12 protein-coding genes and 1 tRNA gene are annotated in these 12,846 nt (G+C 65.4%); 5 read left to right on the top strand and 8 right to left on the bottom strand.

Annotation, left to right across the window (positions count from 1 at the left end; translation table 11 throughout):
* The first annotated feature begins 128 nt into the window (after positions 1–128).
* Positions 129–1,274, top strand: coding sequence for an alpha-hydroxy acid oxidase (locus tag FCT00_RS18395; protein WP_138424169.1), 1,146 nt, complete (start codon positions 129–131; stop codon positions 1,272–1,274).
* A 109-nt stretch (positions 1,275–1,383) separates the two neighbouring features.
* On the opposite strand, the gene FCT00_RS18390 is transcribed toward FCT00_RS18395, so the two are convergent.
* Together FCT00_RS18390 and FCT00_RS18385 are read right to left on the bottom strand one after the other, a co-directional pair.
* Positions 1,384–1,458, bottom strand: a tRNA-Gly gene (locus tag FCT00_RS18390).
* A gap of 101 nt (positions 1,459–1,559) precedes the next feature.
* The gene (locus FCT00_RS18385; RefSeq protein ID WP_138424168.1) at positions 1,560–2,147 is read right to left on the bottom strand and encodes a TetR/AcrR family transcriptional regulator; all 588 of its coding nucleotides are present in this window, start codon (positions 2,145–2,147) and stop codon (positions 1,560–1,562) included.
* Between the two features lie 81 nt (positions 2,148–2,228).
* Here FCT00_RS18385 and FCT00_RS18380 point away from each other — a divergent pair, with 81 nt between their 5' ends.
* On the top strand, positions 2,229–2,846 hold the full coding sequence (locus tag FCT00_RS18380; RefSeq protein WP_138424167.1) for a DUF2306 domain-containing protein: 618 nt from the start codon (positions 2,229–2,231) through the stop codon (positions 2,844–2,846).
* Here FCT00_RS18380 and FCT00_RS18375 read toward each other — a convergent pair.
* Positions 2,827–3,273 (bottom strand): SRPBCC family protein, encoded by a 447-nt coding sequence (locus FCT00_RS18375; RefSeq protein ID WP_138424166.1) that lies wholly within the window; start codon positions 3,271–3,273, stop codon positions 2,827–2,829. The genes FCT00_RS18380 and FCT00_RS18375 overlap by 20 nt on opposite strands.
* A gap of 147 nt (positions 3,274–3,420) precedes the next feature.
* On the opposite strand from FCT00_RS18375, the gene FCT00_RS18370 reads away from it, so the two are divergent.
* Entirely contained in the window at positions 3,421–4,392 is a 972-nt protein-coding gene (locus FCT00_RS18370) for a hypothetical protein (protein WP_138424165.1), read from the top strand.
* Between the two features lie 16 nt (positions 4,393–4,408).
* Here FCT00_RS18370 and FCT00_RS18365 read toward each other — a convergent pair whose 3' ends face one another.
* The gene (locus tag FCT00_RS18365; RefSeq protein ID WP_138424164.1) at positions 4,409–4,804 is read right to left on the bottom strand and encodes a rhodanese-like domain-containing protein; all 396 of its coding nucleotides are present in this window, start codon (positions 4,802–4,804) and stop codon (positions 4,409–4,411) included.
* Positions 4,805–5,061: 257 nt separating this feature from the next.
* Between FCT00_RS18365 and FCT00_RS18360 the strand changes: the two genes are divergently transcribed.
* Positions 5,062–5,322 (top strand): hypothetical protein, encoded by a 261-nt coding sequence (locus FCT00_RS18360; protein WP_138424163.1) that lies wholly within the window; start codon positions 5,062–5,064, stop codon positions 5,320–5,322.
* A 60-nt stretch (positions 5,323–5,382) separates the two neighbouring features.
* On the opposite strand, the gene FCT00_RS21615 is transcribed toward FCT00_RS18360, so the two are convergent.
* Positions 5,383–5,991, bottom strand: coding sequence for a DUF1801 domain-containing protein (locus FCT00_RS21615; RefSeq protein ID WP_212748025.1), 609 nt, complete (start codon positions 5,989–5,991; stop codon positions 5,383–5,385).
* On the opposite strand from FCT00_RS21615, the gene FCT00_RS18350 reads away from it, so the two are divergent.
* Positions 5,972–6,466, top strand: a complete 495-nt coding sequence (locus FCT00_RS18350) for an AAA family ATPase (RefSeq protein ID WP_171043042.1) — start codon at positions 5,972–5,974, stop codon at positions 6,464–6,466. The two genes, FCT00_RS21615 and FCT00_RS18350, sit on opposite strands and share 20 nt — an antisense overlap.
* Before the next feature lie 28 nt (positions 6,467–6,494).
* Here the strand turns inward: FCT00_RS18350 and FCT00_RS18345 are convergent, their stop codons facing one another.
* The 3 genes from FCT00_RS18345 to FCT00_RS18335 form a co-directional block, all read right to left on the bottom strand.
* Positions 6,495–9,941 carry a pyruvate carboxylase gene (locus FCT00_RS18345; RefSeq protein ID WP_138424162.1) on the bottom strand — a complete coding sequence of 1,149 codons (3,447 nt, stop codon included), beginning with the start codon at positions 9,939–9,941 and terminating at the stop codon, positions 6,495–6,497.
* Positions 9,942–10,035: 94 nt separating this feature from the next.
* Entirely contained in the window at positions 10,036–11,181 is a 1,146-nt protein-coding gene (locus FCT00_RS18340; protein WP_171043041.1) for an alpha-hydroxy acid oxidase, read from the bottom strand.
* Between the two features lie 38 nt (positions 11,182–11,219).
* Positions 11,220–12,767 carry an MDR family MFS transporter gene (locus FCT00_RS18335; protein WP_235889181.1) on the bottom strand — a complete coding sequence of 516 codons (1,548 nt, stop codon included), beginning with the start codon at positions 12,765–12,767 and terminating at the stop codon, positions 11,220–11,222.
* Between the last annotated feature and the right edge of the window lie 79 nt (positions 12,768–12,846).

Here is a 12,846-nt window from a genome sequence, read left to right as displayed (position 1 = left end):
CGCCAATATCGGGCCGCGCGGCAGATGCGCGGGATTGGCCTATTCCTTTGGCCTCGGGATGTCTGTTAAGTCGCCCCGGACCCAAGGGACGGAGGCGTGCATCCTCCGACACACTGGCAGGAGGACCCATGAGGCTCAAGGATTGTCATAACTTTCACGATTTCCGTACTCTGGCCAAGCGCCGCCTGCCGGGACCGATCTTCAACTACATCGACGGCGCGGCGGATGACGAGGTCACGTATCGGCGCAACTCGGACAGTTTCGATCAGGTCGATCTCTTGCCCAAGGTGTTGCGCGGAACCGACGAGATCGACCTGTCGGTCGAGATCATGGGACAGAAGCTCGCCTTGCCGTTCTACTTGTCGCCCACGGCGCTCCAGCGGCTGTTCCATCACCGGGGCGAGCGGGCCGTGGCGGCGGCGGCCGAGAAATACGGGACGATGTTCGGGGTGTCGTCGCTGGGCACCACGTCGCTGGAGGAGCTTCGGCGCAAGCACAAGACGCCGCAGGTCTATCAGTTCTACTTCCACCGTGACCGGGGCCTGAACCGCGCGATGATGCAGCGCGCGAAAGAGGCGGGGGTGGACGTGATGATGCTGACCGTCGATTCCATCACCGGGGGCAACCGCGAGCGTGACAAGCGCACGGGCTTTTCGATCCCGTTTCGGCTGACGCTGGGCGGCATGGCGCAGTTCGCGATGAAGCCCGCCTGGGGCATCAACTACGTCACGCACGAGAAATTCAGCCTGCCGCAGCTCGACGAACACGTCGACATGGGCGGCGGCACCCTGTCGATCGGGCGCTATTTCACCGAGATGTTGGACCCGACGATGAACTGGGACGATCTGGCCGAGATGGTCGAGGAATGGGGCGGCAAGTTCTGCCTCAAGGGGATCATCCACCCCGAGGATGCGGCACGGGCCGCCGAGGTCGGGTGCGACGCGGTGATCCTGTCGAACCACGGCGGGCGGCAACTGGACGGCTCGCGCGCGCCGTTCGATGGGCTGGCCGAGGTGGTGGATGCGGTCGGCGACAAGCTGGACGTCATCATGGACAGCGGGGTTCAGCGCGGCACCCATATCGTCAAGGCTCTGAGCATGGGGGCCAAGGCGGTCGGGATCGGGCGCGGCTACCTGTTCCCGCTCGCGGCGGCCGGGCAGGCCGGGGTCGAACGGATGGTCGGCTTGCTCAGGGACGAGGTGGAGCGCGACATGCGCCTGATGGGGGCGGCCAAGGTGGCGGACCTGAGCCGCGACAACCTGCGCTGGCGCTAGAGGGGCCCCATGCGGGTGCCGGGTGACCGGCGCCCGCCATGGCGTTACCTTAAAACGAAAAAAGCCGCCCGAAGGCGGCTTTTCCGTCATCCTCGAAGGAGGGTCCACTTGGAGCGGGCGAGGCGATTCGAACGCCCGACCCTAACCTTGGCAAGGTTATGCTCTACCCCTGAGCTACGCCCGCATCCTGTGGTGAGCGGTGATGTATAAAACAGTGCTCGGACCTGCAAGGGCAAAATCGCGCGGATTGCGAATTTTTTTGGCCACCGCGCTTTGGGCGAGGTGTCACGCTTCGGCCGCGCCGAGATCGAGCTTGGCGAACATGCCGCGAAAGACCGCCTCGGCGGCCTCGCCCGGCACCAACCTTCGATTGCCCGCGACCGCGAGGCTCGCGTACCCGTGGACGAGCGACCAGACCGTCAGCTCGGTCCGAACCGCGTCGTCCTTCGCGAAGGGGGCGCAAATCCGCACCAGCACGCCATAGGCGGCGTCCGACGCGTCGCGCAGGTCCGGGTCGTCGTGACCGTGGACATTCGGCCCGAACATCAAGCTGAAGACCCCGCTGTAGGCCCAGGCGAACCGCAGGTATCCAAGACAGGCCGCCAGGACCACGTCGCGCGGTGTCCCATCCGCTTCTGCGATGGCGGCCTCCATCGACGCGGTGAAACGTCGGTAGCCTTCGGCCACGACGGCAGTGCGCAGGTGGGCGAGCGACGGGAAGTGGTGGGCCGGGGCGGCGTGGCTGACCCCCGCCATCGCGGCGACCTTGCGAATCGACAGGGCATCCGGCCCCTCGGATTGGATCAGGTCCAGACCCGCCTGGATCAGCGCGGCCCGCAAGTTCCCGTGATGATGGGGTTTTTTCGTCGGCATAGGCGCACCGTATCACCGAACTTGACAGCGTCAAGCAAATCGCGAAACTTGACGTTGTAAAGTTTATTTGAGGTTACCGACATGACCCGCCGCCTGCTGCTTGTTTTCGCGACCGTTCTGACGGTCTCCATCGCCTTCGCCTCCTATCGCTTCGTCGGGCTGGGGCTGCCCGCGGCGTTTCCGGATATGGCCGTCCACATCGACACGGTCCGGCTCGCGTTTCTGGCCCATGTGGTCGCCGCCCCGATCGCGCTCGCGGCGGCGACGTTCCAGCTTATGCCGCGCCTTCGGTCGCGCCGGCCCGCGCTGCACCGTTGGACGGGGCGGGTCTACGGCGTGGCGATCGTGATCGCCGCCATCGGCGCGCTGGTCATGGCACCGGTGTCCAACGGTGGCCCGTTGGCGTCGCTGGGCTTCGGGTCGCTCGCAATCCTGTGGCTGGGCACCACGGCAATCGGCATCTCGCGCGCACGGAAGCGCGACATCGCCGCGCATCGCCGCTGGATGACACGCTCCTTCGCGCTGACCTTCGCGGCGGTGACGCTTCGGCTGGAACTGGTCGTGCTCACCATCGCCGGTCTGACATATGTCGAGGCGATCGAGATCCTCGCCTGGGCGTCGTGGGTGCCGAACCTTCTGGTCGCGGAGTGGCTGCTGCGCCGTCCGCGCCGCCTGCGCGTCAGGCCCGCGACCGCATGACCTTGTCCAGTTGGGACAGGTCCTGCGTCATCGCCCGTCGCATCGCCAGCGCCATCACCGGCATCAGCACCGCCTTGAACCCACTGGGAAACCCGCGATTGGTCAGCCGCATATGCGTGCCCTTCGGGGCATCCGACCATTCATAGATCGTCTGCATGGGGAAGGGGCCTTCCTCGGTCGACATGACGAGCCGTTCGCCGGGCAGATGTTCGCGGATTTCATAGGTATAGGCGATGCGCCGCCCCATGAACTCGGCGACGAAGGCGGCACGTGCACCCGGTTCGGTCGAGGGGTCGGTGCGCCACTCGACGGATTTGATGTTGCGATACCAGCGCGGCGCATTCCCCATGTCCGCGGCGAACCCGGCCACATCGGCCCGCGCCGCCCGGATCACGCGCTCCACACTCACATCCACAGGGCGCACCATCGCCGTTCCTTTCGCTCTTTGCCCAACCGTCTGATGCGTCCCGTCCGGTGTCAACGGGCAGGGTGAAGACGGTAGTGCTTGACTTGATGCGCGCGCTGCGGCCCTTTTGGGATATTGGACCCAAAGTATTAGTATCGGAGACGTTCTATGATCTGCCGTTTCGCGCCCTTGGCGGCGCTCGCGCTTGCCGCCACCCCCGTTACCGCACAGGACGCCGCGCCGCCGCCGCTGTCGCCGCTGTCCGTCGAAGTTCTGAAACTCGACACGGTGCTTCATTCCGACGTCAATGCAGGCTCGATCTGCTGCGCGCCCGAGATGCTGGTGAGCGGTGAGGCCGAGGATTTCGTCTATATCAAGGTCGTCTTCGACGTGGCCTGGTCCGAAGAGGTCGACCGCGTGTCCTACTCCGGGTCACAGGCGCAGGCGCTGAAGCTGCCCGGTGTGGACGACCCCGACGCGTGGCTGCGCCCGTGGGGGCAGATCAAATGGTATCCGGCGGTCGAAATCCGGCCGCCGAACCTCAGCCAGTCGCGCCCGCGCAAATGGCCCGACGAAGACAAGGACGCGGTGTTGAGCGGGCTCTGGACCGTGCCGTCGAACGCGACCGAGGCGGTGCTGCTCATCGGCAAGGACGACGAACCGCAGCTGGAGCTGCCGATCGACCTGTCAGGCCCGGTCGGGGACTTGCCGCCCGCGGCGACACTGTGGGACGTGACCATCGACAGCCTGTCGGTGATGGACGAGGTGGCGACCTCCCGCGAAAGCCGGGGCCGGGTCGTGAACGGCGTGGTGAAACCGACGATGGGGCAGATCGTGGCGGTGTCGGTCACGATCAATCCCAAGCAGAACACGCTCGTCGATCAGGACGAGGGCAACAACGCCGCCTATTTCCAGACCGAAACCTTTCAGCTTGTCGGACCCGAGGGCCTGCCGCTGGTGCCCATGGGGCAGGATCGGCGCGGGACGATTGGTAACGACGTGTCCAACACCGAGAACTGGTCGGGCGAGGGGACGAGCGGCGAGACGGATCGCACGTTCTACTTCCTCGGGTCCGGTGCGCCCGGCACCTATCGCCTGTATTTCGAGACGACCGAGGTGGCGACCGCCGACCTCGGCTAGGGTCGCACGGGTCCGGTCAGGCCTTGTCCTCGACCGGACCGCCCGCCGCTTTCCACGCTGTGAAGCCGCCCTTCAGGTGGGCGCAGGCGAACCCCATGTCCTCAAGCGCCGCAGCGGCGAGGGCCGAGCGCCAGCCGGAGGCGCAGTGCAGCACATAGCGTTTGCCGTCCTGTCCGAAGACGTCGCGGTAATAGGGGCTGTCGGGGTCGACCCAGAACTCCAGCATCCCGCGCGGGGCGTGGACCGAGCCGGGGATGCGCCCCACCTTTTGCAGCTCACGCACATCGCGGATGTCCACGATCACCGTGTCCGGGTCGTCCATGGCCGCGATCAGGTCCGATGCCTCGACCTCATCGATCCGGGCGCGGGCCTCTTCCACCAGTTGCGCGGCGGTTTTCGTGAGTTTCGCCATATCTCCCCCTGTCTTGAGCGCGGTCAAACTGCGCCAGCCTTGGGTGAGTCACAAGGAATATCGAAAGATCAAATGGGACCGACCCACAACGCAGTCGGAGGTGTATTTTGGGCCGGGAGCAAGATGTGGGACGATATATTGCGTTGAATGTCCCATCTACTTTTCACAAAGTGCTCAATTTTGCATCATTGCGCAATTTGTGATATGATTGTTTCGTGCAAGGGATCTTGCGCTTTCAAACATCGGGGGGAACTACAATGAGAAAAACTCTCATTTCTATTGCCGTGGCTGCACTTGTCACGGCACCTTTTGCCGTGGTCGCCGACAGCGCCAACTGGTCTGAGGAAAAGGCGGCGCAAGTCGATCAGAACCGGAACACCAACTCCGGTAACGGCAATGGCGGCGAGCGCCAGAGGAACAACGGATCCTGGACCTCGACCACCAATGGCGAAACCGGTGGCCGGGACAAGGATCCCGGAAATTCCGGGAACCAATGCCAAGGCGGCAAGAACTGCTGATCGTCACCAACCGACGGAGCGCCATGGCGCTCCGCCGACCCTGACAAGGCGTCTTGTAGGTCAGCCCAAAGCGGCGGCGCGCACCCAATTCTGACAGACGCGGGACAGCCAGTCGCCGTCGATGTCCTCTCCAAGCTTGAAACAAGCGATGGCGCGTTGGTCCGAGGGCCACGCCAGCCGCCCTTCGGGTTCGTCGATCAGCCGGGCGCCGGTGTCGGTGTCTTTCGCCTTCGCGCCGCGATGAAAGATCACGCGCACCTGACCGCCCTTGGGCGGCAGGTTCAGCGTTATGAGGTCGCGTCCCGCCATCGCGAAACTGGGCGCGTTCCACTTCTGGCCGAGCGTCGCGTCGGGCAGGGCGGCGTGAATGATGGCGACGAGCCGTTGCGCCAGAGCCTGCATGTTGTCGGTTTCGGCCTTGCCCGCCATCGCCCTCTCCTTCGCCTGCCGCGAGACTACGGGGGATGCGCGGGTGGCGCCAGCCCGCCCGGTCGTGATGGACTTCGCGGCATGGGCATGGCAAGGGTAGGGCATGAATACTTCGGTTCCGAATTGTTGGGTCTCGACCTTTTCGCGAATTACGAACCCGGTCTGATTGACCGGGCTTTCCGCGTAGTCCCACCATTCTGAACACCGCACGAGGTATCCCATGACCCGTTCCACACCCATGTTGCACCTGCTGTGCGGCAAGGCCGCGTCCGGCAAATCCACGCTCGCCGCCCGGTTGGGCAAGGCGCCGAACACCGTGGTCATCGCCGAGGATGCGTGGCTTTTCGCGCTGTTCGGTGACGAGATGACCACTTTGGCCGATTATGTCCGCTGCGCGGCCAAGCTGCGCGCGGCAATGGCGCCGCACGTGGTCGCGCTGCTGAGGTCAGGCACGTCCGTTGTGCTCGACTTCCCCGCGAACACGGTCGAAACGCGCCGGTGGATGCGCGAGGTGATCGACGCGTCGGGCGCGGGGCATCAGATGCATTTGCTCGACGTGCCGGACGACGTCGCCAGGGCGCGGCTTCGGGCGCGCAATGCGGGCGGCGATCACCCTTTCGCGGTGACGGAGGACCAGTTCGACAGGCTCGCCAAGCATTTCGTCCCCCCGTCCGCGGACGAGGGGTTCGAGGTGGTGCGCCATGTGAACGCGTGAGGGCCGGGGCGACGCGCGCCCCAACCCGTCATTCCTCGTATTCGACCAGCAGGTCCTTGGCGTCGATCTGGGCGCCGGGGGTGACGTGGACGGCTTTCACCACGGCTGCCTTTTCGGCGTGGATGCCCGTCTCCATCTTCATGGCTTCGATGGTCAGCAGCAGGTCGCCCTGCTTGACCTTGGCCCCCGCCTGCACGGCGACGCTCGCCACCACGCCCGGCATCGGCGCGCCGAGGTGGCGCGGGTTGGCCGCATCGGCCTTGGGCCGCGCCGCCTGCGTCGCCTTGGCCGACCGGTCGGCCACGCGGATCGTGCGCGGCTGGCCGTTCAGCTCGAAGAACACCTTGGCCTCGCCTTCCTCGTTGGTCTCGCCCACCGCGCTCATGCGGATCACCAGCGTCTTGCCGGGGTCGATCTCGGCCTCGATCTCGTCGCCCGGTTCCATGCCGTAGAAATAGGTCAGGGTCGGCAGGGTGCGGACCGGGCCATAGGTCCGGTGACGGCCCATGTAGTCGAGGAAGACCTTGGGATACATGAGATATCCGTTCAGATCCTCGTCATCCAGCTTGAAGCCCTCAAGCTCCTTCGACACCTCGGCGCGGGTCGCTTCGATGTCGATGGGGTCCAGATGCTTGCCGGGGCGTTCGGTGTCGGGCTTGTCGCCCTTGAGCACCTTCTTGACGATGCCCTTCGGGAAGCCCCCCGGCGGCTGGCCGAGGTTGCCCTTCATCATGTCGATCACACTGTCGGGGAAGCTGACGTCGGTATTGGGGTCTTCGACCTCTTCGCGGGTCAGGCCCTGGCTCACCATCATCAGGGCCATGTCGCCCACGACCTTGGAGGACGGCGTCACCTTCACGATGTCCCCGAACATCTGGTTCACGTCGGCATAGGCCTGCGCCACCTCGTGCCAGCGTTCTTCCAGCCCCATGGACCGCGCCTGCGCCTTGAGGTTGGTGAACTGACCGCCGGGCATTTCGTGCAGGTAGACCTCGGAGGCCGGGGCCTGAAGCCCGCTCTCGAAGGCCGCGTATTGGCCGCGCACCGCTTCCCAGTAGTTCGAGATTTCGCGGATCGCACCGATGTCCAGCCCGGTGTCGCGTTCGGTGAACTGAAGCGCCTCGACCACGGTGCCGAGGGTGGCTTGCGAGGTGTTACCCGAGAGCGCGTCCATCGCGCAATCGACCGCATCGACGCCCGCATCGGACGCAGCGAGGATCGTGCCCGAGGCGATGCCCGCCGTGTCATGGGTGTGGAAGTGGATGGGCAGGTCCACGGCGTCTTTCAGCGCCGGGATCAGCACCTTGGCGGCGGCGGGTTTCAGAAGCCCCGCCATGTCCTTGAGCCCCAGCACATGCGCGCCGGCCTTTTCCAGCTTCTTCGCCATGTCGACATAGTATTTGATGTCGTATTTGGCGCGATCCGGGTCCAGCACGTTGCCGGTGTAGCAGATCGTGCCCTCGATCACCTTGCCGCTTTCGCCCACCGCATCCATCGCAACGCGCATGTTCTCGACCCAGTTGAGCGAGTCGAACACGCGGAACACGTCGACACCGGACTCGGCGGCTTGCTTGACGAAGAACTGAACCACGTTGTCGGGGTAGTTGGTATAGCCCACGCCGTTCGAGGCGCGCAGCAGCATCTGCGTCATGATGTTGGGCATCTTGGCGCGGATGTCGCGCAGGCGCTGCCACGGACATTCCTGCAAGAAGCGATAGGCCACGTCGAAGGTTGCGCCGCCCCAGCATTCGACGCTGAAGAGCGGGGACAGGTTCGCGGCATAGGCGGGCGCGATCTTGATCATGTCGATCGACCGCATCCGGGTGGCCAAGAGCGACTGGTGCGCATCGCGCATCGTCGTGTCGGTGATGAGCAGTTGTTTCTGCTCTTTCATCCACTTGGCAACCGCCTCCGGCCCTTCGGCGTCGAGCAGCGTGCGGCTGCCCGCAGGCGGGGTGTCGTTCGCGAGCGTCGGCAGAACCGGGGGCTTGAGGTCCGAGCGCGGCTCGGGCCGCCCCTCGGTCTCGGGGTGCCCGTTCACGGTGATGTCCGCGATATAGGTCAGAATCTTGGTCGCCCGGTCGCGGCGCTTCTTGAACTGGAACAGCTCCGGCGTCGTGTCGATGAACTTGGTGGTGTATTCGTTGTTCAGAAACACCGGGTGTTTCAGCAGGTTGATGACGAAGTCGATGTTGGTCGACACGCCGCGAATACGAAACTCGCGTAGCGCCCGGTCCATCCGCTTGATTGCTTGCTCCGGCGTCTGGCCGTGGGCCGTGACCTTGACCAGAAGCGAGTCGTAGTAGCGCGTGATGACCGACCCCGCATAGGCCGTGCCGCCGTCCAGACGGATGCCCATCCCGGTCGCGGTGCGATAGGCGGTCAGGCGGCCATAGTCGGGGATGAAGTTGTTCTGCGGGTCTTCCGTGGTGATCCGGGTTTGCAACGCGTGGCCCTGTAGCTGCACGTCATACTGGCTGGCCACCCCTGTCGCTTCGGTCAGCGTCTTGCCTTCCGCGATCAGGATCTGGGCGCGCACGATGTCGATGCCCGTGACTTCCTCGGTCACCGTATGCTCGACCTGCACGCGGGGGTTCACTTCGATGAAGTAGAACTTGCCCGTCTCCATATCCATCAGGAACTCGACGGTACCTGCGCATTCGTAATTCACGTGCTCGCAGATTTTGCGCCCGAGGTTACAGATCTCCTCGCGCTGGGCCGGAGAGAGGTAGGGGGCGGGGGCGCGTTCGACGACCTTCTGGTTGCGGCGCTGGACCGAACAGTCGCGCTCCCACAGGTGATAGATGTTGCCGTGCGTATCACCGAGGATCTGAACCTCGACATGGCGCGCGCGGGTGATCATCTTTTCCAGATAACCCTCGCCGTTGCCGAATGCCGCCTCGGCCTCGCGCCGCCCTTCCTTGATCTTGGTCTCGAGCTCGTCGGGGCCTTCGATGGGGCGCATCCCGCGCCCGCCGCCGCCCCACGACGCCTTGAGCATCAGGGGATAGCCGATCTCTTCGGCCTCCTTGGCGATGGCCTTCATGTCGTCGCCCAGCACCTCGGTCGCGGGGATGACGGGCACGCCCGCTTCGATGGCGACTTTGCGGGCCGAGGCCTTGTCGCCCAGCTTGCGCATGGTTTCGGCCTTGGGACCGATGAACACGATGCCCGCCCTGTCGCAGGCGTCGACGAACTCGGGGTTCTCGGAGAGAAGGCCATAGCCCGGATGGATCGCATCGGCGCCGCTTTCCTTGGCGACGCGGATGATTTCGGGGATCGACAGATACGCCGCGACCGGCCCCAGACCTTCACCGATCTTATAGGCCTCGTCCGCCTTGAAGCGATGCAGGCCCAGCTTGTCCTCTTCGGCATAGACCGCAACGGTGCGCTTGCCCATCTCGTTGCACGCCCGAAGGATACGGATCGCGATCTCACCCCGGTTCGCCACGAGGATTTTCTTGAAGTCGGCCATGCGTTTCTCCCCGACCAATATTTTGAGTTAGCGTGACGCTAGGCGATGCTGCATCGCGGCGCAAGACGATCCGGCGCGGGGCCGGGTGATCGAATTACGGTATCGCCCGGCCCAATCGGGTCGGCAGGTCGGCCAGTCTGGCCGCGCCGATCTGCGCCATGACCGAGGCGAGGTCGGCCTTGAGAATATGCGCGACGTGATCGGCCCCCGCGGCCCCGAACGCGCCCAGCCCCCAGTGCCACGCCTTGCCCAGCATCACGAAATCCGCGCCCATCGCGATGGCGCGGGCGACATCGAGGCCGGAGTTCACGCCGCCGTCGTAGATCAGCGGCATGTCGGGCAGGGCCGCGCGGATCGCGGGCAGCGCGGGTAGGGCGGCGGGCGCGCCGTCGAACTGGCGCCCCGCGTGGTTCGACAGCCAGATCGCATCGACGCCCGCATCGGCCAGCTTCGGCGCGACCTCGGGATCGGTCACACCCTTGACGATGATCGGCCCGTCCCACGTCTCGCGCAGGCCCGCGAGATAATCCCAGTCGGGATTGGTGCGAAGCTGGTATCCGACATGACCCGTGGACGAGGTGCCGGCTTCGGCTTTGGCATAACTCTCCATCAGCCTGAGGCGCGGCATCCCGTGCTTCAGCGTGCCGAGCGCCCAGGCCGGGCAGGTCGCGACATGGCTGAGAAGCCGGGGGGTGATCCGGGGCGGGCTGGTCACGCCGCCGCGCACCTGCCGTTCGCGGCGCGAGGCGGCGGGAACGTCCGCCGTGACGACGAGCGTGTGAAAGCCCGCGGCCTTTACGCGCTTGAGGATGTCCGCGAGGATCGTCTTGTCGCGCGGCGTGTAAAGCTGGAACCAGCCGTTGTCACCGATATGGGGCGCCAGCGCCTCGGGCGGTTGGGCGGCGACGGTGGACAGCGAATAGGGAATGCCGCGCCCGCGGGCCACATCGGCCAGCAGCATCTCGGCCCCCGGCCAGAACAGGCCCGACATGCCGACGGGCGCGATCCCGAAGGGCAGGGGGTAGTCGCGCCCGAGAAAGGTCGTGGACAGGTCCGGGGCCACGTCGCCCGCAAGGATGGCGGGGTGAAACGTCACCGCATCCAGCGCAGCCCGGTTGCGGCGCGGCACCGCTTCGTCCCCCGTGGCGCTGTCGAGGTACTCCCACGCGAAATAGGGGATGCGTCTGCGCGCACGGTCGCGCAGGTCGTTCAATGCCGGGTATCGAGCGTCTAGGTCCATACCCGGCATCATTCACGTAACGTGCGCGGCGGCAAGCCTCACTCGCCCTGCGGAACCATGCGGTTGGCGAGTTTGATTTCTTCGAGCACCAGCGCGAACAGGAACCCGAGGACGGCAAGCCCGGCGGCGATCAGGAAAATCGGATGGATGGCCGAGGATACCGCCTCGCCGATCATCGCCTTCACATCCTCCGGCAGTCCGCGCAGGGTCTGCGGGCCAAGCTCCAGCCCGACCGCCCCGCCCATCGCGGCCCCGGCGCTTCCGATCTTGTCGGCCAGCGTCGTCGCGAAGAGGGCGCCGAAGCCCGCCACAGCGACCGATCCGCCGACCTGCCGGAACATCAGGCCAGACGCGGTGGCGGTGCCCAATTGCTCGCGCGACACCGCGTTCTGGGCGGCGGTCGTCAGGACCGGGAAAATCGCGCCAAGGCCAAGGCCCACGAACACAAGCCGCGCGGCAAAGCCCCAGATCGGCGTGTCGGCGTCCAGCCCGGTCAGGAGCAGGAACCCGAAGGCCAGCGACCCCATGCCCAGCATTGGCAGCACGCGGTATCGCCCGGTTTTGCCCATGAACCGGCCCGACATCATGGAGGACAACAGGATGCCCGCCGTCATCGGTATCAACATGAGGCCCGATTGCGTGGGCGTCAGGCCCTTGGCGATCTGAAGGTAGATCGGAAGGAACGTGATCCCACCGAACATCGCCGCGCCGGTGATCGCGGACATGAAGGACGTCACCCAGAACACGTTGATCCGGAACAGCCCCAGCGGCAGCAGCGGCTCGGCCGAGCGGTTTTCGACCCAGACGAACAGGATACCGGCGGCGACGGCGAGCACCGCGAGGCCCAGAATCTGCGGGCTGTCCCATGCGAAGGTCGAGCCGCCCAGCGAGGTCGCGAGCGTGATGGAGGCCAGCGTGACCGAAAGGGCCGCCGCGCCGCCCCAGTCGATGACGTGTTTGGTGCGCACGCCGGTCGGCTTGAACGCGGTGGCGAAGCCGACGACCGCGGCAAGGCCGATGGGCAGGTTGATGTAGAAGATCCAATGCCACGAGAACTGCTCGACGAACCAGCCGCCGATCAGCGGCCCGATCACCGAGGCGATGGAAAAGGTCGCGGCGAACACGCCTTGGGTCTTGCCCCGGTCCTTGGGCGGGATCACATCGCCGATGACGCTGAGGGCCAGCACGAACAACCCGCCGCCGCCAAGCCCCTGCACGGCGCGCGAGCCGATAAGCCACACCATGCTTTGCGCCGCACCCGCCAGCGCCGAGCCGAGCAGGAACAGCCCGACCGATACGAAAACGATGTTTCGGCGCCCGTAAAGGTCGCCCAGCTTTCCGTAAAGCGGCGCGGCGATGGTCGAGGCGAGGATATAGGCGGTGACCACCCACGACAGATGCTCCAGCCCGCCGAGATCGGCCACGATGGTCGGCAGCGCGGTGGACACGATGGTCTGGTCGAGCGCCGCGAGGAACAGCAAAAGCCCGATGGATATGATGATGAGCCGGATGCGTCCGGCATCATAAGCCATGTGGCGGTCGGCGGGGGCGGGGCTGTCGGATGCAGCGGAATCTGTGCTCGTCATAATCTGAGTCCTGTCGCTTTGGCCCTCCACATAGGGCGCGGGCCTATTATGTGTCAATAGCACATAAATGTGCGAAGCA

Origin of the sequence: Maritimibacter alexandrii (assembly GCF_005871115.1) — a bacterium.
GTDB lineage: Bacteria > Pseudomonadota > Alphaproteobacteria > Rhodobacterales > Rhodobacteraceae > Maritimibacter > Maritimibacter alkaliphilus.
The sequence above is the reverse complement of the archived record's forward strand: the minus strand, read 5'-3'. Positions and strand labels throughout refer to the sequence as shown.

Excerpts from the sequence above, each read along its gene's own strand:
- FCT00_RS18360 (WP_138424163.1), top strand. The coding sequence starts at position 5,062 with ATGAGAAAAACTCTCATTTCTATTGCCGTGGCTGCACTTGTCACGGCA.
- FCT00_RS18380 (WP_138424167.1), top strand. The coding sequence starts at position 2,229 with ATGACCCGCCGCCTGCTGCTTGTTTTCGCGACCGTTCTGACGGTCTCC.
- FCT00_RS18385 (WP_138424168.1), bottom strand. The coding sequence starts at position 2,147 with ATGCCGACGAAAAAACCCCATCATCACGGGAACTTGCGGGCCGCGCTG.
- FCT00_RS18395 (WP_138424169.1), top strand. The coding sequence starts at position 129 with ATGAGGCTCAAGGATTGTCATAACTTTCACGATTTCCGTACTCTGGCC.
- FCT00_RS18370 (WP_138424165.1), top strand. The coding sequence starts at position 3,421 with ATGATCTGCCGTTTCGCGCCCTTGGCGGCGCTCGCGCTTGCCGCCACC.
- FCT00_RS18335 (WP_235889181.1), bottom strand. The coding sequence starts at position 12,767 with ATGACGAGCACAGATTCCGCTGCATCCGACAGCCCCGCCCCCGCCGAC.
- FCT00_RS18345 (WP_138424162.1), bottom strand. The coding sequence starts at position 9,941 with ATGGCCGACTTCAAGAAAATCCTCGTGGCGAACCGGGGTGAGATCGCG.
- FCT00_RS18365 (WP_138424164.1), bottom strand. The coding sequence starts at position 4,804 with ATGGCGAAACTCACGAAAACCGCCGCGCAACTGGTGGAAGAGGCCCGC.
- FCT00_RS18340 (WP_171043041.1), bottom strand. The coding sequence starts at position 11,181 with ATGGACCTAGACGCTCGATACCCGGCATTGAACGACCTGCGCGACCGT.
- FCT00_RS21615 (WP_212748025.1), bottom strand. The coding sequence starts at position 5,991 with ATGGGTGTGGAACGGGTCATGGGATACCTCGTGCGGTGTTCAGAATGG.
- FCT00_RS18375 (WP_138424166.1), bottom strand. The coding sequence starts at position 3,273 with ATGGTGCGCCCTGTGGATGTGAGTGTGGAGCGCGTGATCCGGGCGGCG.
- FCT00_RS18350 (WP_171043042.1), top strand. The coding sequence starts at position 5,972 with ATGACCCGTTCCACACCCATGTTGCACCTGCTGTGCGGCAAGGCCGCG.